The organism is Streptacidiphilus monticola (assembly GCF_042658505.1).
In the GTDB taxonomy this organism is placed as follows: domain Bacteria; phylum Actinomycetota; class Actinomycetes; order Streptomycetales; family Streptomycetaceae; genus Streptacidiphilus; species Streptacidiphilus monticola.
In genome coordinates, this window is sequence record NZ_JBHSQJ010000082.1 from 36,323 (window position 1) to 55,640 (window position 19,318).

Annotated in this window: 16 protein-coding genes; 9 read left to right on the forward strand and 7 right to left on the reverse strand. The window is 73.8% G+C overall.

Annotated features, from left to right (window positions below; translation table 11 throughout):
* The first annotated feature begins 101 nt into the window (after positions 1-101).
* The 3 genes from ACFP3V_RS19605 (at position 102) to ACFP3V_RS19615 (ending at position 4,805) form a co-directional block, all read left to right on the forward strand.
* Entirely contained in the window at positions 102-1,484 is a 1,383-nt protein-coding gene (locus ACFP3V_RS19605) for a nucleobase:cation symporter-2 family protein (RefSeq protein WP_380585182.1), read from the forward strand.
* Positions 1,481-2,794: a UDP-glucose dehydrogenase family protein gene (locus ACFP3V_RS19610; RefSeq protein ID WP_380585184.1), complete on the forward strand. Its 1,314-nt coding sequence runs from the start codon at positions 1,481-1,483 to the stop codon at positions 2,792-2,794. The genes ACFP3V_RS19605 and ACFP3V_RS19610 overlap by 4 nt, the downstream gene beginning before the upstream one ends.
* Positions 2,795-3,017: 223 nt before the next feature.
* On the forward strand, positions 3,018-4,805 hold the full coding sequence (locus tag ACFP3V_RS19615; protein WP_380585186.1) for an AfsR/SARP family transcriptional regulator: 1,788 nt from the start codon (positions 3,018-3,020) through the stop codon (positions 4,803-4,805).
* 119 nt (positions 4,806-4,924) lie between these two features.
* Here the strand turns inward: ACFP3V_RS19615 and ACFP3V_RS19620 are convergent, their stop codons facing one another.
* Together ACFP3V_RS19620 and ACFP3V_RS19625 are read right to left on the reverse strand one after the other, a co-directional pair.
* On the reverse strand, positions 4,925-5,095 hold the full coding sequence (locus ACFP3V_RS19620) for a hypothetical protein (protein WP_380585188.1): 171 nt from the start codon (positions 5,093-5,095) through the stop codon (positions 4,925-4,927).
* A gap of 58 nt (positions 5,096-5,153) precedes the next feature.
* Positions 5,154-8,150 (reverse strand): AfsR/SARP family transcriptional regulator, encoded by a 2,997-nt coding sequence (locus tag ACFP3V_RS19625; protein ID WP_380585190.1) that lies wholly within the window; start codon positions 8,148-8,150, stop codon positions 5,154-5,156.
* A gap of 181 nt (positions 8,151-8,331) precedes the next feature.
* Between ACFP3V_RS19625 and ACFP3V_RS19630 the strand changes: the two genes are divergently transcribed.
* From ACFP3V_RS19630 to ACFP3V_RS19645, 4 genes are all read left to right on the forward strand, one after another.
* Positions 8,332-8,949: an AfsR/SARP family transcriptional regulator gene (locus ACFP3V_RS19630; RefSeq protein WP_380585192.1), complete on the forward strand. Its 618-nt coding sequence runs from the start codon at positions 8,332-8,334 to the stop codon at positions 8,947-8,949.
* Positions 8,950-9,023: 74 nt separating this feature from the next.
* Positions 9,024-9,434, forward strand: coding sequence for a CoA-binding protein (locus ACFP3V_RS19635; RefSeq protein WP_380585194.1), 411 nt, complete (start codon positions 9,024-9,026; stop codon positions 9,432-9,434).
* 20 nt (positions 9,435-9,454) lie between these two features.
* Positions 9,455-10,255, forward strand: coding sequence for an ATP-binding cassette domain-containing protein (locus ACFP3V_RS19640; protein ID WP_380585196.1), 801 nt, complete (start codon positions 9,455-9,457; stop codon positions 10,253-10,255).
* A complete protein-coding gene (locus tag ACFP3V_RS19645) occupies positions 10,252-10,884 on the forward strand; it encodes an ABC transporter (RefSeq protein WP_380585198.1) in 633 nt (210 codons plus the stop codon). Before ACFP3V_RS19640 ends, ACFP3V_RS19645 begins: the two co-directional genes overlap by 4 nt.
* 750 nt (positions 10,885-11,634) lie before the next feature.
* Here the strand turns inward: ACFP3V_RS19645 and ACFP3V_RS19650 are convergent.
* From ACFP3V_RS19650 to ACFP3V_RS19660, 3 genes are read right to left on the reverse strand one after another with little or no spacing between them, the layout of a single operon-like run.
* The gene (locus tag ACFP3V_RS19650) at positions 11,635-12,816 is read right to left on the reverse strand and encodes a dipeptidase (RefSeq protein ID WP_380585200.1); all 1,182 of its coding nucleotides are present in this window, start codon (positions 12,814-12,816) and stop codon (positions 11,635-11,637) included.
* Positions 12,817-12,821: 5 nt separating this feature from the next.
* Positions 12,822-13,352 (reverse strand): 5-(carboxyamino)imidazole ribonucleotide mutase, encoded by a 531-nt coding sequence (purE, locus tag ACFP3V_RS19655; RefSeq protein WP_380585202.1) that lies wholly within the window; start codon positions 13,350-13,352, stop codon positions 12,822-12,824.
* Positions 13,349-14,521, reverse strand: coding sequence for a 5-(carboxyamino)imidazole ribonucleotide synthase (locus ACFP3V_RS19660; protein WP_380585204.1), 1,173 nt, complete (start codon positions 14,519-14,521; stop codon positions 13,349-13,351). The genes purE and ACFP3V_RS19660 overlap by 4 nt, the downstream gene beginning before the upstream one ends.
* Positions 14,522-14,721: 200 nt before the next feature.
* Here ACFP3V_RS19660 and ACFP3V_RS19665 point away from each other — a divergent pair, with 200 nt between their 5' ends.
* Complete coding sequence (locus tag ACFP3V_RS19665) at positions 14,722-15,237, forward strand: GtrA family protein (protein WP_380585206.1); 516 nt, start codon at positions 14,722-14,724, stop codon at positions 15,235-15,237.
* 190 nt (positions 15,238-15,427) lie between these two features.
* Here ACFP3V_RS19665 and ACFP3V_RS19670 read toward each other — a convergent pair whose 3' ends face one another.
* Positions 15,428-16,672 carry an ATP-binding protein gene (locus tag ACFP3V_RS19670; protein WP_380585208.1) on the reverse strand — a complete coding sequence of 415 codons (1,245 nt, stop codon included), beginning with the start codon at positions 16,670-16,672 and terminating at the stop codon, positions 15,428-15,430.
* A 9-nt stretch (positions 16,673-16,681) separates the two neighbouring features.
* Positions 16,682-17,356: a response regulator transcription factor gene (locus tag ACFP3V_RS19675; RefSeq protein ID WP_380585210.1), complete on the reverse strand. Its 675-nt coding sequence runs from the start codon at positions 17,354-17,356 to the stop codon at positions 16,682-16,684.
* Positions 17,357-17,695: 339 nt separating this feature from the next.
* Here ACFP3V_RS19675 and ACFP3V_RS19680 point away from each other — a divergent pair, with 339 nt between their 5' ends.
* Positions 17,696-19,216: a peptide MFS transporter gene (locus ACFP3V_RS19680; RefSeq protein WP_380585212.1), complete on the forward strand. Its 1,521-nt coding sequence runs from the start codon at positions 17,696-17,698 to the stop codon at positions 19,214-19,216.
* The last annotated feature ends 102 nt before the right edge of the window (positions 19,217-19,318 follow it).

Consider the following 19,318-nt stretch of genomic DNA (forward strand, 5'->3'; position numbering starts at 1 on the left):
GGACGCGCACGCGCCTGTGCAGCGCACGTCCCTGTTCACAGGCCCGTCCCCCTGCTGACCAGGCCCCTCTCCAACTCCCCTGCGCACCAGGAGGAATCAGAGTGGCTTCCCCTGCGACCACGTCCGCCCCGAGCTCCGCCTCCGAACGGCAGCCCGTCCACCCGGTGGACGAACTGCTGCCCCCACCCAAGCTGCTGGCCTACGGCCTGCAGCACGTCGCCGCCATGTACGCCGGAGTCGTCGCCCCGCCGCTGATCGTCGGCACCGCCGTCGGACTGCGCGGGGCCGAGCTGACCCTGCTGATCGGCGCGGCGCTGCTCACCTCCGGCCTGGCCACGCTGCTGCAGACGCTCGGCGTCTGGCGGATCGGCGCCCGGCTGCCCTTCGTCAACGGGATCTCCTTCGCCGGCGTCGCGCCCATGCTGGCGATCGCCAAGCAGGCCCATCCCGGCCAGGCGCTGCCCACGGTCTACGGGGCGGTCCTGGTCGCCGGGGCCGCGGCCTTCCTCGCCGCACCGTGGTTCTGCAAGCTCAACCGGTTCTTCCCACCCGTCGTCAGCGGCACGGTGATCACCCTGATCGGCCTCTCCCTGCTGCCGGTGGCCGCCAACTGGGCCCAGGGCGGCACGCCGGGCGCCCACGGCTACGGCTCCGTCGGCAACCTCGGGCTTGCGGGGTTCACGCTGGCAGCGGTGCTCGTACTGAACCGCTGGCTGACCGGCTTCCTGGCCAGCATCGCGGTGCTGCTCGGCCTGGTGCTGGGCACGCTGGTCGCGATCCCGCTCGGCCGGACCGACTTCTCCGCGCTGGGCTCGGTCCCGGTCTTCGCGGTGCCCTCCCCGTTCCACTTCGGCGCTCCCGTCTTCGCGGTGGGCGCGGTGATCTCCATGCTGATCGTGATGCTGGTCTCGATGACCGAGAGCACGGCGGACATGCTCGCCCTCGGGGAGATCGTCGAGCGGCCCGCCGACGAGCGGACCATCGAGGGCGGCCTCCGGGCGGACGGTGCGGCCACCGTGCTCGCCGCGGTCCTCAACGGCTTCGCCGCCAGCGCCTTCGCGCAGAACATCGGCCTGATCGCGCTGACCCGCGTGCGCAGCCGCTACGTCGTCGCGGTCAGCGGCGTGATCCTGGTGCTGCTCGGCCTGTTCCCGGTCGGCGGGGCGCTGATCAGCGTCGTGCCCCAGCCGGTCCTCGGCGGCGCGGGCCTGGCGCTCTTCGGCACGGTCGCCGCCAGCGGCGTGCGCACCCTGGCCCGGGCGGACCTCGGCAGCAACGGCAACCTGCTGACCGTGGCCGTCTCGCTGGGCCTCGGCGTGCTGCCCATCGCCTCGCCGACGATCTGGGACGCCTTCCCGCCGTTGGTCCGCACCGTGCTGGACTCGGGGATCAGCGCGGGGTGCCTGAGCGCCATCGTGCTGAACCTCTTCTTCAACCACCTGCCCGGGCGGGCAGCGGAACGGACGCTACGATCTGGCGCATGAGGATCACCGTCATCGGAACCGGCTACCTGGGCGCCACCCATGCGGCCTGCATGGCCGAGCTGGGCTACGAGGTGCTGGGTCTGGACATCGACCCGGAGAAGGTCGCGGCCCTCTCCGCCGGTCGGGTTCCGATGTTCGAGCCCGGCCTGGAGGAGCTGCTGACCCGGCACGTCTCCTCCGGCCGGCTCCGCTTCACCACCTCCTGGGAGGAGGCGGGCGCCTTCGGCGACGTGCACTTCGTCTGCACCAACACGCCGCAGCGCAAGGGCGAGTTCGCGGCGGACATGAGCTACTTCGACCGGGCCGTCGACCAGCTCGCTCCCGTGCTGCGCCCGGGAGCGGTGGTCGTCGGCAAGTCCACCGTCCCGGTGGGCAGCGCGGCCCGGATCGCCGAGCGCCTGACCGAGCTGGGCCCCGGCGACGTGGCGCTGGCCTGGAACCCGGAGTTCCTGCGCGAGGGCTACGCGGTCAAGGACACCCTCCACCCGGACCGCCTGGTGATCGGCGTCGCCGAGCCCGGAGGCCGGGCGGAGCAGACGCTCCGTCAGCTGTACGCCCCGCTGACCGAGGACGGCGTGCCGCTGGTGGTCACCGACTTCGCGACCGCGGAGCTGGTCAAGGCGGCGGCCAACTCGTTCCTGGCGACGAAGATCTCCTTCATCAACGCGATGGCGGAGGTCTGCGAGGCCGCGGGCGCGGACGTCGTGCAGCTGAGCGCGGCGCTCGCCTTCGACGAGCGGATCGGCGGCCGCTTCCTCAACGCCGGCCTCGGCTTCGGCGGCGGCTGCCTCCCGAAGGACATCCGCGCCTTCATGGCCCGGGCCGGCGAACTGGGCGCGGACCAGGCGCTCACCTTCCTGCGCGAGGTCGACTCCATCAACATGCGGCGGCGCTCGCGCATGGTCGAGCTGGCCCGTGAGCAGTGCGGCGGCGGCTTCCTCGGCCGCCGGGTGGCGGTGCTGGGAGCGGCCTTCAAGCCCAACACGGACGACGTGCGGGACTCGCCGGCGCTGAACGTCGCCGCGCAGATACAGCTGCAGGGCGCCCAGGTGACCGTCTACGACCCGAAGGCGATGGACAACGCGCGCAAGCAGTTCCCGTCGCTGACCTTCGCGGACTCGGTGCTGGAGGCGTGCGAAGGCGCCCATGTGGTGCTGCACCTGACGGAGTGGCAGGAGTTCCGCGAGCTCGACCCGGAGGCCGTCGGCTCGGTGGTCGCCTCCCGGCAGATCCTCGACGGCCGCAACATCCTCGACCCCGCGGTCTGGCGCACCGCGGGCTGGACCTACCGCGCCCTCGGCCGCCCCTGATCCCCGGGGGCGCCAGGACCCTGCGGGCCGCAGGGCCCTGAGAGTCGCTGGGGACCCCCGCCCGAAGGGTGGGGAGGAACTGTGCGAGCAACACACCGCTCGGGGAGCTCCGACCCCATCTGCGGGACGAACCTCCATGGTGGTGTGTTGCTCACGCCGGGGGCGCCTCCCGCCCGAAGGGTGGGGATCCTCCCACCCTTCGGGGGCCCGTAGGATGCCGGGCATGGTTGGGGACGCGGGCGTCAGATTCGCGCTGCTGGGCAGCGTGCGGGCGTGGCGCGCGGGCGCCGAACTCGCGCTCGGCTCTCCCGCGCAGCGGCTCCTCGCCGCCCTGCTCGTCGCGGAGGAGGGCCGACCGCTCAGCGGGGACGCCATCGTCGACCGCATGTGGGGCGAGCATCCGCCCGCGCGAGCGCGAGGCGCGCTGCGGACCTACGCCTCCCGGCTCCGCGCCGTCCTCGAACGGGACCGTACCCGTCCCGAACTCCTCGTCACCGTCGGGGACGGCTACGCCCTTCGCCTGCCGCCCGACGCCAGTGACCTGGGCCGCTTCCGCCAACTCGTCGCCGCCGCACGCAATGCGCCGACCCGTGAGGCGCACGAACTGCTGCGCGCGGCGGAGTCCCTCTGGAGCGGGCCCCCGCTCCACGGCTTGCCCGGGCCCTGGGCGGAACGCCGCCGCATCCTGCTGACGGACGACCGGTTGGCCGTCCGCGAGGCCCGCCTCGGGCACGACCTGGCCCTCGGCCGCCACGCCGAGGCCGCCGCGGAGCTGGAACCGCTCTGTGCCGAGCACCCCGTGCACGAGTCGCTGTGGGCGCTGCGCATCCGCGCGCTGCTGGGCTGTGGCCGTCCGCAGGAGGCCAAGCAGGCGTACACCGCCATCGAGGCCGAGCTGGACGAGCGCCTCGGCGTCGATCCCGGCCCCGCGCTGACCTCGCTGCGGGCGCAGTTGGACGCCGGCGCGGGGGGGGCCGTCCCCTCCGCGGCCGCCACCACCCCGGCGTCCGGACCTCCACCCGGACAACTCCCGGCCGACACCGCCGACTTCACCGGGCGGACCGAACTCGCCGACCGGCTCTGCCGCGAACTCGCGGCCCGGCCGGACGCCGTCCTGATCACCGGCGGTCCCGGCGTCGGGCGGACCGCACTGGCCGTCCACGTCGCGCACCGGCTGCGCGGGCACTTCCCCGACGGTCAGCTCCACGCCGACCTGCGCGCCTCGACGTGCTCCCCCGCCGACCCCGGCGAGATCCTGGCCGACCTGCTGCACGCCCTCGGCATCCCCCCGGCCGGTCTGCCGCCCTCCACCGCGGACCGCGCGGACCGCTTCCGGGCCGCACTCTCCGGGCGGCGGCTCCTGCTGCTGTTCGACGACGTCCGGGACGCGGAGCAACTGCGTCCGCTGCTTCCGCCGCCCGACGGGGCCTGCGCCGTGCTCGTCACCAGCGACTCGCGGACGCTGCTCCCCCGAGCGGTGCCGCTGGACCCGCTGACTCCCGACGAGTCGGTGCTGCTGCTGTCCCGCATCGCCGGCGCGGAGCGGATCGGCGCCGAACCCGCGGAGGCGGCCCGGCTGGCAGCCCTGTGCGGACATCTGCCGCTCGCGCTGCGCATCGCCGGAGGGCGGCTCGCCGCACGCCCGCAGTGGACCGTCGCCCACCTGGCCGCACGCCTCGACGCCCCCCGGCGCCGCCTGCCCGAACTCCGCCTCGGCCCCCTCTCCGTGGCGGAAGCCTTCGACCGGACCCTCCTCGGCCTGCCCCCTGAACAGGCCGCGGCGTTCCGGCAGTTGGCGTCCGCCCCGGTGGAGGACTTCACCCCGGCCGAGGCCGCGGGACTGCTGGCGGTCGACCGGCCCACCGCTCTGGCGCTGCTGCAAGCGCTCGCCGACCGCTCCCTGCTGGACTCACCCGCCCCGGACAGCTACCGCTGCCCCGAACTGCTTCGGCTCCATGCCGGCGGCCTCCCCTCCGCCGACGCGGCCGCCGACCCCCGCCGCACGTCCTAGGGCCCCCGCCCCGGACGCACCGCGGAGGTCCGGCCCCCCTGTCCCCCGTTACTTGTCCCCCGTTGCCTGTCCCCCGTCGGCCGCGTGCCACCCGGCCGGACGTGCGCCGTGACGACGCGTCAGTCCTGTGTGCGGACCCGGTCCGGGTCGACGGTGCCCCCCGTGCCCCCCGTGCCGGTGGTGTCCGTGGCGGTCGCCGCGTCCGTGGTCACGGCCACGGCCTCGGCCACAACGGCCGCGGCCTCGTCCTGGCTCGTCTCCCCCGAGGCGGCCGACGTCTGATCGCTCATGTCCCCGTTGCATCCCTTCCGAGTGAATCCCCCGTCGGCACCATCTTCCTGATGCCGCTCAACGTTCGATCAACGCCCCCGCCCCGGCCGAGCGGACCAGCGTCCGGACCGGCTCCGCCTCCGGTGCGTTGAGGCCCTCGAAGAGCCGCAGGGACTCCTCCAGGCAGATGCGCGCGCGGCCCTGCTCCCGGGTGGAGCGAAGCGCCAGTCCGGTCGCCCACAGCGCCAGCGCGCGGCAGTAGGGCGAGTCCGAGCCCGCCTGGGCGTCCAGTGCCTGTTCGCCCAGCAGCAGCGCGGCGCCGGAAGCGCCGAGCTCCGCCTGGGACAGCGCCATCCGGGCCAGGGTGAGCGCCACGTAGCCGCTCCGCCGCTGCGAGCGGTACAGCGTCAGCCCCGCCGCGAAGTGCTCCAGCGCCGCCTGGTGGTCGCCGGAGCCCGCCAGTGCGTTGCCCAACTGGTAGTGGGCATCGGCCAGGCAGTGGGCGTTGCCCGAGGCCCGCGCGGTGAGCAGGGACGCCTCCGCCACCCGCCGCGCCTCCTCGACCCGCCCGGCCGCCAGGTGTCCACGCGCGATGTTGCTCAACAGCCGTGCCTCGTCCGGGAGGTGGCCGAGCCGGGCGGCGAGCAGCCGGGCCCGCTCGAGATAGGCGAGGGCCTCCTCCGCCCGGTCCGACGCGGTCAGGGTGACGGCGAGCTCGCTGGCCACCGTGTACCGGATCTCCAGGTTCTCGTCCCGCTCCAACAGTCCCAGGGCGTGCCGCAGTTCGGCCTCGGCGCGGGCGTTCTCGCCGGCGAAGCCGTGCAGGAGCCCCTGCAGATAGCGCAGTCGGCCCTCGGCGGCGGTGTCCCGGTCCGCCACGGCGCGGCCGAGGGCCTGGTCCAGCAGGCGGCCCCAGCCCTGACCGGCAGACTCGTGCTCGAACAGCCAGATGCAGCCGATGAGCAGGTCCACCACCGCGTGCAGGGCCCGCGTGGGTGCCAGCCGCAGCGCCGAAGCCGCCGCCGCGAGGATGCCCGGCCGCTCGCCGCGCAACCAGGCCCACGCGGAGTCGTCGTCCGGGAAACCCTCCACCGGGGCGCCGGCCGGGACGTGCAGCCGCCAGGCCAGCTCCTCGTCGCCCGCGAGCGGACCCTGCGCGGCGCACACCCGGGCGAGCAGGAACTCCAGCAGCCGTTGCACCGCCTGCTCGCGCGCCTCGGCGCCGTCCGCCCGCTCCGCGTGCTGGCGGGCGAAGATCCGGACCAGGTCGTGGTAGCGGTAGCGGCCGATGGCCTCGGCCTCCAGCAGGCCGGTGTCCACGAGGGACTCCAGCAGCTCCTCGGCCTCGTCCTGGTCCGCCAGCCCGAGCAGCGCGGCGGCCGACGCGGTGGCGAAGCCGGGACCGTCAGGGACCGAGAGCAGGCGGAAGGCCCAGGCCTGACGCGGGGTCAACTGCCGGTAGCCCAGCTCGAAGCTGGCCTCCACCGCCAGGTCACCGACCCGCAGCTCGGCCAGTCGGCGCTGCTCGTCGCGCAGCCGGTCGAGCAGTGCCTCGACCGACCATCCGGGACGGGCCGCCAGCCGGGAGGCGACGATGCGGACCGCGAGCGGCAGCCGGGCGCAGGCCTCGACCAGCTCGCGCGCGGCCGGGCCCTCGCCCGCGATCCGGGCGAAGCCCGCGACCGCCGCGAGCAGGTCGAGCGCCTCCAGCTCGTCGGGCGCGGCCAGTTCGTCGAGCACCGCGCCGGGGATGCCGGCCAGCCGCACCCTGCTGGTCACCAGCACGGCACTGCCCGACGTACCCGGAATCAGCGGCAGCACCTGCGCCGCGTCCCGCGCGTTGTCGAGGAGCAGCAGCACCCTCCGGTCCGCCAGCCGCGACCGCAGCAGCGCCGAGCGCTGCTCGAGCGCGTCCGGCAACTGGTCGGCGGGGACGCCCAGAGCGAGCAGGAAGTCGCCCAGCAGCGCGGCGGGTTCGGCCGGGGCGGCGGAGACCCCGCCGAGGTCGGCGTAGAGCTGGCCGTCCGGGAAGGCGGTGCGCACGCGGTGGGCGACGTGCACGGCGAGCGTCGTCTTGCCGACGCCGCCGATGCCGGAGAGGCCGTGCACGGTGACCGCGGACCGCTCGTGCGCCGTGGACAGGGACCGCGCCAGCGCCTCGACGAGCTCCCGGCGGCCGGTGAAGTCCGGCACGTCCCTGGGCAGTTGCGCCGGGACGGGGACCGCCTCCGGCGCGCCGGCCGGGGCGTCGGCCGCGGGCTCCGCCGTCGCCGGCGTGCCGGCCAGCAGCTCGGGGTCGGCCCGCAGGATGCGCCGGTGCAGCTCGGCCAGTTCGGGGCCGGGCTCCACGCCCAGCTCCTCCACCAGCAGCCGCCGGGTGTCGGTGTACAGGCCCAGCGCCTCGGCCTGGCGTCCGCTCCGGTAGAGCGCCAGCATCAGCGCGGCGCGCGGACGTTCGCGCAGCGGGTGCTCGGCGACGACCGGACCGAGCAGGGCGAGCACCTGCGCGTCGCGGCCCAGCTCCAGTTCCGTCGCGGCCAGTTCCTCGACGACCGCCAGCCGGCCCTCGGCCAGCCGGGCGCGCTCACGCTCGGCGAACGGCCCCGGCACCCCCGCCAACGGCTCGCCGCCCCACAGGCCCAGGGCCCGGGTGAACAGCGCCGCCGCTCCTGGCCCGTCCCCGGCGGCCAGCGCCGCCGCGCCCTCGATCCTGAGCCTCTCGAACTCGCGGACGTCGAGGCGCAGCTGAGGCAGCCTCAGGGCGTAGCCGTCGCCCACCGACACCAGCAGGCTCTGCCGTCCGCGGCCCGCCGCGGCCGGGTCCAGCAGGGCGCGGAGCCGCGAGACGTAGGTGCGCACCGTGCCGACCGCCCGCGCGGGCGGCTGCTCACCCCAGAGGCCGTCCACCAGATCGTCCAGCGGGACCACCCGGCCGTCCGCGAGCAGCAGCCGGGAGAGCACAGCGCGCTGCTGCGGCGACCCCAGCTCCAGCGGCTGCCCACCGCGCCGCGCGGCGACCTCGCCCAGCAGGGCGAACTCCAGCCCCGGGTCCGCCGATCGGTCCGACTCGGCCATACGTCCTCCCCGTGATGCGGGGTTGGAGCGTAGCAGCCGCCTCCGACAGCGGCGGGGCCGCGGCGGAGCGCGGGCGGGACGCGCGTTGATCGGTTGTCCATCGCCGTCTGACAGGGTGGCCGCGGCGGCTGCGGGGAAAGCGGGCCGCTCCGTGCACTCGAACACTTCGGGGGAAGTGATCATGACCACCACCATCGTCCAACTGCCGGGCCAGCGAAGGCCCCTGGACCCGCCCCGGCCGGTGCAGCCGGCCGCCCCGGCGGCGCCGGCCGCTGCCACCGCTCCGGTCGTCGCCCTGCTCGGACCGGTCCGGGCCTGGTCCTCGGGCTGCCCGTTGCTGCCCGGGCCGCCGCGCCAGCAGGCGCTGCTGGCCATGCTCGCGCTCCACGCGGGCCAGGACGTCTCGGTGCCGGAACTGGTCGACGGCCTCTTCGGCACCGAGACCTACGACCAGGACGCCGGCGGCTGGAGCGCCGACCAGGTGCACTTCCACGCCGGCCGGGTCCGCGACCTGTTCCGCGGCACCGCCGAGGTGCACAGCCGGGGCGACGGCTACCTGCTCGACCTGGCCCCCACCCAGGTGGACGCCCTCGCCTTCGAGCGGCTCGTCGGGGACGCCGCCGCCTTCGCCCCCGCCGACCCGCAGTACGCCGACGCGCTGCTGGACCGGGCCTTCTCCCTGTGGAGGGCGACCCCGCTGCTCGGCGTCCCCGGCCCCTTCGCCCAGTGGGAGCGCGCCCGGCTGCACTCCCTGCACCGCGCGGCGACCTCCCTGCGCAACCGCCTGCGGCAGCGCTGAGCCGCCCCTGCCGGCCGGAATGCCCGCGGCCGGGCAGGGGTTGTTCGGTTCAGCACGGAAGCGAAGGAGCGGACATGTACGGGGACGGCGAGACGGTCCGGCGGATCCTGCAGGACTCGGGCGACACCTGGGCGGTGGTCGGCCTGTCCAACAACACCTCGCGTGCCGCCTACGGGGTGGCCCGGGTGCTCCAGCGCTACGGCAAACGCGTCGTCCCGGTGCACCCCAAGGCGGAGACCGTCCACGGCGAGCAGGGCTACGCCTCCCTCGCCGAGATCCCCTTCCCGGTCGACGTCGTCGACGTGTTCGTCAACTCGCGCCTCGCCGGCGCGGTCGCCGACGAGGCCGTCGCGGGGGGCGCAAAGGCCGTGTGGTTCCAGTTGGGCGTCGTGGACGAGGACGCCTACGCCCGCACCCGCGCGGCGGGACTGGACATGGTGATGGACCGCTGCCCCGCCATCGAGATCCCGCTGCTCGGCGACTGACGGGTGGCTAGGGTGTCCGCGTGCGACTGGACGCCATCGGCAAGCGGTACGGCCCGCGCGGACCGTGGGTGCTGCGGGACGTCAGCCTGGAGCTGACGCCCGGTCAACTGGTGCGCGCGGAGGGCGGCAACGGCAGCGGCAAGAGCACGCTGCTGCGCATCGTCGCCGGGGCGCAGGCCCCGACCCGGGGCCGGGTGCACCGGCTGCCCGCCCGGCGGGCGTACGTCCCGGAGCGCTTCCCCGGCGAACTGCCGCTCACCGCCCGGGACTACCTGCACCACCTGGGCCGGATCCGCGGCCTGCGCGGGCGGGCGGTGCACGCCCGCGCCGCGGAGCTGCTCGAGCGCTTCGGCGCGGCGGAGCACGCCGACCGGGCGCTGCCGGAACTGTCCAAGGGCACCTGCCAGAAGGTCGCCGTCGCCCAGGCCCTGCTCTCCGCCGTGGACCTGCTCGTCCTCGACGAGGCCTGGACGGGCCTCGACCGGTCCGCCCGGGCCGAGCTGGACACGGCCGTCGCGGAGTGCCTGGACGAAGGCGCCACCGTGGTCTTCGTCGACCACGACCCGGACCGGCTGGGCCGCTTCACCGCCGCGCGCTGGCGGGTGGAGCGCGGCGGCGTGCGGGAGAGCGCCGCCGCGGCGCCGACCCGGCGGATCGTCTTCCACGGCAGCGCGGACGGCCTGGTTGCCGTGCCCGGGGTGCTCGCGGTCGAGTCGCGCGGCCCGCGCGCGGTCGTCGTCACGGTGGAGTCCGCGCACTCGGACGCGGTGCTGCGGCATCTGCTGCGCGACCCCGACAACCAAGTGGAGTCGGTGCGATGACGCTTGCGCTGACGCGCTGTCAACTGGCCCTGCTGCTCGGCTCGCAGCGATGGCTGCCGCCGGTGCTGCTGTACGCGATCCTGCTCGGTGCGGGCTGGTTCGGCGGCCAGCAGCTCGGGGACTCCCTGGGCTGGTGCGCCGCGATGCTCGTCCCCGTCTGCGGCTGGATCACCCGTGCGGCGACCGGCATGGAACCCCCGGCCGCCCGTACCGTGCTCGCCGCCGTGGCCGGCCCGCGCCAGGTCCAACTGGCCTGCCTGGCGGTCGCCCTGGGCTTCGGTGCGGTGCTGGGTGCGGCGGGCGTCACGTTCGAGACGGCGGTGAGCGGGGGCGCCACTGCGCGGGTCCTCGCCGACGGCGCGACGGCGGTGCTGGTGGGAGTGCTCACCGGCACCGCGCTGGGCACACTCTGCGGACCCCCGCTGGTGCGCCGCGGCGGCTACGGCGTCCTGGCCCTGGCCGCGCTGTCGCTCGCCGCGATGGTGGCCCCGGTCTCCCCGCTGAACCAGGCGGTCCGCGCGGTCTTCACCTCCACGCACGCCCACACCACCCTCCCCACCACGCCGGCGGCCCTGGCCGCCCTCCTGCTCGCGGCATCGGCCGCCTTGTCCGCCCGAGCGGCCCGTTAGCACCACGCCGACGACAGACCCCGCCGACCACAGGGGGTGGCGGGCACGTCCCCGGCACGGGCCGCCGGCGCCCTCGGGCCGAAGTCCGCGGCATGCCCAGGACCGAAGGCCGGGCAGCACGGACCGGCCCCGCAGGGGAACTCCGTTCCCTGCGGAGGCGATGCCGCGCGCAGGGAGCGCGGCCGTGCGCGGATCGCAAGCCAGCAACGGGGCACCCCCGCGCCGAAGGCCGAGCCCGCCCGACGCCGAAGCCGGGCCCGGAGGCCGGGCGGGATGGACGCGCCCCGGGGGTGCTCCGCTCCACCGGCGAAGGCGGCGCCGGACCGGGACCGAAAGCCGGGCCCGCCCGGGGCCGAAAGCCGGGCAGAAAGGACGCGCCCCGGGCGGGGGTCCCCCGCTCCACCGGCGAAGGCGGCGCCGGACCAGGGCCCCACCCGGACCGAAAACCGAGGCCTGCCCGAGGCCGAAGGCCGGGCAGAAAGGACGCGCCCCGGGCGGGGGGGTGCTCCGGTACGCGCGGAAGTGGCACTCTGCGCAGCGGTGTCCCACGCGCCCGCGCCGAAAGCCGGCAGGCGGCGCACCTGGGGCGGGGCGTTCCCCTTCCGCTGCGGGCGTCACCGCTCACGCCGGAGCGAGGCCGGGCGGGACGGCACGCCGGCCGAGGGGGTCGCGCCGAAGCGCGCAGGCGCTCCGGGCCGGCCTCCCTCGGGGGGCGTCCCCCGGCAGGGCCCGCGGCGCCCGCACCGGGCGTCAGAGCGTGGCCAGGCTCGGGGGGAGGTTCACCAGGGCGCGGGAGACATCCTCCGCGTCGCGGAGGACGCGGACCGCGTTCTGCCAGGTCAGCTTGGCCAGGTCGGCGGGCGACCAGTGCCGCCGCAGCAACTCCTCGACCAGGTTGGGATATCCGGCCACGTCGTCCAGGCCGGTCGGGGTGAACGCCGTGCCGTCGTAGTCGCCGCCGATGCCCACGTGGTCGATGCCGGCCACCTCGCGCATGTGGTCCAGGTGGTCCGCCACGGTCGCCGGCGTGGCCAGCGGACGCGGGTGGCCTGCCTCGAAGGCGCGCTGCACCTCCAGCCCGGCCGGGCTCAGGTCCAGGGGGTCGAAGCCGTGCTCGCGCATGTTCGCGTCCGCCGCCTGGGTCCAGGCGATCGCCTCGGGCAGGATGAACTTCGGCACGAACGTCGCCATCGCGACGCCGCCGTTCTCCCGAAGCGACTCCAGCACGTCGTCAGGGATGTTGCGCGGATGGTCGCACACCGCCCGTGACGAGGAGTGCGAGAAGACCACCGGCGCGCCGCTCACCCGGATGGCGTCGCGCATCACGTCGGCGGACACGTGGGAGAGGTCGACCAGCATGCCGAGCCGGTTCATCTCCCGCACCACGTCCTCGCCGAACGCGGAGAGCCCGCCCAGCTTCGGCTCGTCCGTCGCGGAGTCCGCCCACGGCACGTTGTCGTTGTGAGTGAGCGTCAGATACCGCACGCCGAGCGTGTACAGCGCCCGCAGCGTGGCCATCGAGCAGTCGATGGAGTGGCCGCCCTCCGCGCCCATCAGCGAGGCGATCCGGCCCTCCGCCCGCGCCGCCTCCATGTCGTCCGCCGTCAGGGCCAGCCGCAACTGATCGGGGTAGCGGGCCACCAGCCGGTGCACGCAGTCGATCTGCTCCAGCGTCGCGCTGACCGCGTGGTCCCCGGCCAGGGACGAGGGGACGTAGACCGACCAGAACTGCGCGCCGACGCCGCCCGCCCGCAGCCGGGCCAGGTCGGTGTGCAACACGCCGGTCTGGTCCGCCGCGAGGTCCAGCGCGTCGAGGTCGTAGCGGACCTGCTCGCGCAGTGCCCAGGGCAGGTCGTTGTGCCCGTCCACGACCGGCCACGCGGCCAGCAGTCGCCGCGCCTCGGCCCCGAAGTCCCGCTCCCCGCCGGTCACCTGACTCAGCTCCCGAAGCCGAAGGCGTTCTGGCCGGCCACCTTCGCCCGCAGCTTGCGGCCCTTCTCGGTGGCCTGCTGGTTCAGCTCCTGCTGGAACTCGCCCATCCGCTGGGCCAGATCCGCGTCGTACGCCGCCAGCACGCGCACCGCGAGCAGGCCCGCGTTGCGCGCACCGCCCACCGAGACGGTGGCCACCGGGACGCCGGCCGGCATCTGCACGATGGAGAGCAGCGAGTCCATCCCGTCCAGGTACTTGAGCGGCACCGGGACGCCGATCACCGGCAGTGTGGTGACCGAGGCGAGCATGCCCGGCAGGTGGGCCGCGCCGCCCGCGCCGGCGATGATCGCCTTGAGCCCGCGGCCCGCGGCCTGCTCACCGTAGGCGACCATCTCGCGGGGCATCCGGTGCGCGGAGACGACGTCCACCTCGTAGGGGACCTCGAACTCGTCCAGCGCCTGGGCGGCGGCCTCCATGACCGGCCAGTCGGAGTCGGAACCCATGACGATGCCGACCAGAGGCTGCTGCTCGCTCATTCGGTGATGTCCCCTCGCAGGTAGGCGGCCGCGTGGCGGGCGCGCTCGCGCACCTCGTCCAGGTCGTCGCCGAAGACTGTGACGTGGCCCACCTTACGGCCGGGCTTCACGTCCTTCCCGTACATGTGGATGCGCAGCCCGGGGTCGCGCGCCATGCAGTGCAGGAAGGCGTGGTACATGTCCGGGTAGTCGCCGCCGAGGACGTTGACCATGACCGTCCAGGGAGCACGCGGACGCGGGTCGCCCAGCGGCAGGTCCAGCACGGCGCGGACGTGGTTCTCGAACTGCGAGGTGACGGCCCCGTCGATGGACCAGTGGCCGGAGTTGTGCGGGCGCATGGCCAGCTCGTTGACCAGGATGCGACCGTCACGGGTCTCGAACAGCTCCACCGCCAGGTGGCCGGTGATCCCGAGCTCGCCCGCGATGCGCAGGGCCAACTGCTGGGCCTCGGCCGCGAGTTGGGGCGACAGGCCGGGGGCGGGCGCGATCACCTCGTGGCAGATTCCGTCCTTCTGCACGGACTCGACGACCGGGTAGGCCACGGCCTGCCCGTGCGGGGAGCGCACCACGTCGGCGGCCAGCTCGCGGGCGAAGTCCACCTTCTCCTCGGCCAGCACCGGCACCCCGGCGCGGAACGGCTCGGCCGCCTCGGCCTCGTCCCGCACCACCCAGACGCCCTTGCCGTCGTAGCCGCCGCGCACGGTCTTCAGCACCACCGGGTACCCGTCGCCCTCCGCGGCGAAGGCGGTCACGTCCGCCGGGTCGGCGACGATGCGGTGGCGCGGGCATGGGACGCCGAGGCTGTCCAGCTTCGCCCGCATCAGCCCCTTGTCCTGGGCGTAGACGAGCGCCTCCGGCCCGGGCCGGACCGCGACGCCCTCGGCCTCCAGGGCGCGCAGGTGCTCGGTGGGGACGTGCTCGTGGTCGAAGGTGACCACGGCGCAGCCCTCCGCGAAGGCGCGCAGCGTGTCCAGGTCCCGGTAGTCACCGAGGACCACGTCGTTCACCACCTGGGCCGCCGAGTCCTGCGCGGTGTCCGCGAGGAGCCGGAACCTGATGCCAAGCGGGATCGCCGCCTGGTGCGCCATGCGGGCCAGCTGCCCGCCGCCGATCATGCCGAGCCTGGGGAAAGTCACACGCAAAGGATAACGAGGGCCTTCTTCTCTCATCCGCGCAGGCCAGACCGGCACGGATGGCAAGCGCCCAGCGGGGCGCACCCGCTGGACGCCCGTTGTCCGCCGTACGGTCACCTGCGGACTTGCCTACTCGGGCTGTGACGCGAGTTACTAGCATTGTCGCTGGGCGAGCGCGAGCGCCGGACACCGGCTCCGCGACCCCGCCCCTGCACCGAGAGAGACGGACAGCTGCCATGAGCCCCACACCGCCACAGGCGTCAGCGCCTGCGTCCGGCGTGATCTCCCGGCTCGCGACCGAGGTCGCGAAGTTCGGGGTGGTCGGTCTGATCGGCGTCCTGGTCAATCTCGGTGCCTTCGCCGTGCTGCAGGACTTCATGCAGACCGGCCGCGCCAACGCGCTCTCGACGGCGATCTCGATCGCCACCAACTACGTGGGTTACCGGTACTGGGTCTACCGGGACGCCGACCGGAAGACCCGGACCCGGGAGATCTCGCTCTTCCTGGTGTTCAGCCTGATCGGTGCGGTGATCCAGGTCGGCGTGGTCTACGCGTCGAAGTACTGGCTCGGCCTCGACACCAAGCTCGAGCTGATGTTCGCGGCGGTGGCCGGCATCGGTCTGGCCACGGTGTTCCGCTTCATCGCGTACCGCACGTGGGTCTTCCGCATCCTGCCCGCGGAGCAGGCAGTGGAGGCGGCGGAGCAGATCCTCGCCAAGGAGAGCGCCAAGCAACCCGCCACGAAGCGGTAGCCGCCCGGCACCGCCCCACGAGAGGGCGTAGCCCTCAGGGGCGCGAGGATCTCCCACCCCGCGGGCGGGAGGTGCCGCCGGCGCAACCAGCCCGCCACTCGGGGAGGTTCGTCCCGCAGATAAGGGTCGGACCTCCCCGAGTGGTGTGTTGCTCGCGCAGTTCCTCGCGCCCCGAGGGTGCAACTGCAGGTCAGTCCACATGCCTCGCCAGGAAGAGGGCGAAGACAGGCGGCCGGAGGGAGAGCAGTTCCAGACGGCCGCCGTCCGCCTCGGCGAGGTCCCGGGCGACGGCGAGCCCGATGCCGGTCGAATTGTGGCCACTGACCGCCCGCTCGAAGACCCTCGCGCCCAGCTCGTCGGAGACGCCCTCGCCCTCGTCCTGGACCTCGATCACCACTCTCGTGTCCCGCACCCGCGTGCGGATCGTGACCGCACCGTCCCCGTGCATCAGCGAGTTCTCGATCAGGGCCGCCAGCACCTGGGCCACCGCTCCGGGCGTCCCCACCGCGAACAGCCCGGGCGGCCCCTCCAGGTACAGCACCCGCCCCGCGCGGCGCAGCGCCGGGCGCCACTCCTCCGCCTGCTGCTTGATGACCTCGTCCACGTCGAACGCGACCGCCGAGGCGTTGCGCGAGTCGCGGCTGTTGGTCAGGAGCCGCTGCACCACGTCCGTCAGCCGCTCGACCTGGGTGAGGGCGATCGCGGCCTCCTCCTTCACCGTGGCCGGGTCGTCCGTCTCCGCGATCTCCTCCAGGCGCATCGACAACGCCGTGAGCGGGGTGCGCAGTTGGTGCGAGGCGTCGGCCGCGAGGCGCCGCTCCGCCGTGAGCATCCGGCCGATGCGCTCCGCCGAGGCGTCCAGTACCTCGGCGATGCGGTCCAACTCGGCTGTCCCGTACCGGCGCTGACGGGGCCTCGGATCTCCGGACCCCAGGCGTTCCGCGGTCTGGGCCAGCTCGGTGAGCGGACGCGCCAGCCGACGCGACTGCCACACCGCCAGAGCCGCCGCCGCGGCGATCGTCGCCACCGCGACGCCCGCGAGCAGCAGCAGCATCCGCCGGATGTCACGGCTGACCGGTCCGCGGGACTCCTCCACGGTCACGGTCTCGCTGTGCGGCCCCTGCTCGACCGCCCGGACCGGGTCGCCGCCGTCCGGCGGGGTGCCCAGGGTGATCGGCGTCTGGCCGGGCAGGTGGATGACGGCGTACCGGCTCGCGTCGGTGCCGGTGAGCCCGGACAGCGCCTCGGCGTCGATGGGCTCCCCGGCCACGAGGCGGTTCTCGACGACGCCGAGCAGGTGCAGCGCCTCGGTGCGGACGGCGTTCTGCGCGCTGTTCTCGATGCTCTGCTTCTCCAGCAGCGCGAGCGGCACGCAGAACAGCACGACGACGACGAGCACGACGCCGAGCGTCGAGTTGATCAAGCGGCGCTTCACCGAGGTCCGTCAGCTCTTCTCGAAGCGGAAGCCGACCCCGCGCACGGTGGTGATGTACCGGGGGTTGGCCGCGTCGTCGCCGAGCTTCTTGCGCAGCCAGGAGATGTGCATGTCCAGGGTCTTCGTCGAGGTCCACCAGGTGGTGTCCCAGACCTCGCGCATGATCTGCTCCCGGGTCACCACCCGGCCGGCGTCCCGGACCAGGACGCGCAGCAGCTCGAACTCCTTGGCCGACAGCTGCATCTCCTCGTCACCGAGCCAGGCACGGTGCGAGTCCACGTCGATCTTGACGCCGTGCGCGCCGGTGGACAGGTCGGCGGTGCCGCGGCGGAGCAGCGCCCGGACCCGGGCCAGCAGCTCGGCCAGCCGGAAGGGCTTGGTGACGTAGTCGTCGGCGCCGGCGTCCAGGCCGACGACGGTGTCCACCTCGTCCGCACGCGCGGTGAGCACGAGCACCGGGAAGCTGTGGCCCTCGGCGCGCAGCCGGCGGCACACCTCGAGGCCGTCCATGCCGGGCAGGCCCAGGTCGAGCACCACCAGGTCCACGCCGCCTGCGGCGGAGGCGGTCTCCAGCGCGCTCGGGCCGTCCTCGCGCACCTCGACCTCGTACCCCTCCCGCCGCAGGGCGCGGGCCAGCGGTTCCGAGATGGCGGTGTCGTCCTCGGCCAGCAGTACGCGCGTCATAGGGCGATCGTAGTCCGGCCCTCGGGGCGAGAGCATCGTCACAGGGTCGACCTCGTCCGTGGTTCCTACCACTCCCCTACTTTCGCCGTTTTGGCTTCGAATGTGGTGCACTAGGCGGCATTGGACCAAAGATTCTGAGGTAGGCTGACCAATCGCGGCAAAATTCGCAGATCGTTCAAAATCGCACCAATGCGACAGTGCAACAAGATCGCTACAAATGGTGACCTATCGTTGAAGCCGTAACCGTGTCACCGTTGCGCGGCTCTCCCTCTCTCGTTCTCGCCACAGCCGCGCGACGCCGGACCGGGATGCCGCGCGGCACGCAAGCGAGGACTCACGATGCCGCCGATCCAGACCCAGCCGGTCGACCCGGCTCTGCTGCGGCCCGCCGGCTCCGCCCCGGGCAAGACCTTCTTCGGTCACCCGCGCGGCCTGGCGACGCTCTTCATGACGGAGATGTGGGAGCGCTTCAGCTTCTACGGCATGCGCGCCCTGCTGGTGCTCTACCTGGTCGCACCCGCCGCCAAGGGCGGTCTCGGCTTCGCCGCCGCGACCGGCGCCGCCATCTACTCCGTCTACAACGCCATGGTCTACCTGCTCGCCCTGCCGGGCGGCTGGATCAGTGACCGCTTCTGGGGTCCGCGCCGGACCGTGCTCATCGGCGGCACGATCATCATGATCGGCCACGCGCTGCTGGCCGTGCCGGTGGAGTTCTCCTTCTTCATCGGCCTGGGCGCGATCGCGCTCGGCTCCGGCCTGCTCAAGGCCAACATCTCGACGATGGTCGGCCACCTCTACCCGGACCGGAACGACCCGCGCCGGGACGGCGGCTTCACCATCTTCTACATGGGCATCAACCTCGGCGCCTTCGCGGCCCCGCTGGTGATCGGCACCGTCGGACAGAGCGTCAACTGGCACCTGGGCTTCGCCCTGGCCGCGGTCGGCATGGCGCTGGGCCTGGCCCAGTACGTCTTCGGCGGCCGCCATCTGAGCCCGAAGTCCTCGGTGGTGACCTCCCCGATCGGCCGCGCCGAGCGCAACGCCGTGCTGCGCAAGGCGGGCTTCTGGGCCGCCCTGGCCGTGGTCTTCTACGCCATCGTCGCGCTGACCGGCCACTACAGCATCAACTGGGTCATCTGGCCGCTGACGCTGGTGGGCCTGCTCATCCCGATCCTGGTCTTCGCCAGGATCAAGCGGGACAAGGACCTGAGCAAGGACGAGCAGGGCAAGATGTCCGGCTACATCTGGTTCTTCGTCGCCGCGGCCGTGTTCTGGATGATCTACGACCAGTCCGGCTCGACGCTGACCGTGTTCGCCGACGACCACACCGGCAGCTCGCTGTTCGGCTGGAACTTCCCGTCCAGCTGGTTCCAGTCGCTGAACCCGCTCTACATCATGGCGCTGGCCCCGGTCGTCGCCTGGCTCTGGGTCTGGCTGGACCGCCGCCGGAAGAACCCGAGCACCGCGGTCAAGTTCGGCCTCGGCCTGGTGCTGATCGCGCTGTCCTTCGGCGTGATGATGCTGGCGATGGCCGCGGCGTCCGGCGGCGCCCGGGTCACCCCGCTCTGGCTGGCGGTGGTCTACCTGGTCCAGACGGTCGGCGAGTTGACGCTGTCCCCGGTCGGACTGTCCGTCACCACCAAGCTGGCGCCCGCCAAGTACGCCAGCCAGATGATGGGCATCTGGTTCCTCGCCGTCACCGCCGGCGACTGCGTGGCGGCCGTGCTGCAGCAGTTCATGGGCGACGCCTTCCTCAGCACCACGGCCTTCGCCATCCAGGGCGTGGCCGCGCTGGTGGCCGGCCTCGGCGTGGTCATGTACCGCAAGCGGGTGCGCGGGCTCATGGGCGACGTCCACTAGCCGCTCCGCAGCAGGCGGTTGTCCACAGGGGCACGGGTTCTCCCGTGCCCCTGTGGCGTGTCCGGGGAAAATCGGCGCAGGACGAGCCCGAGTGGATCGAGC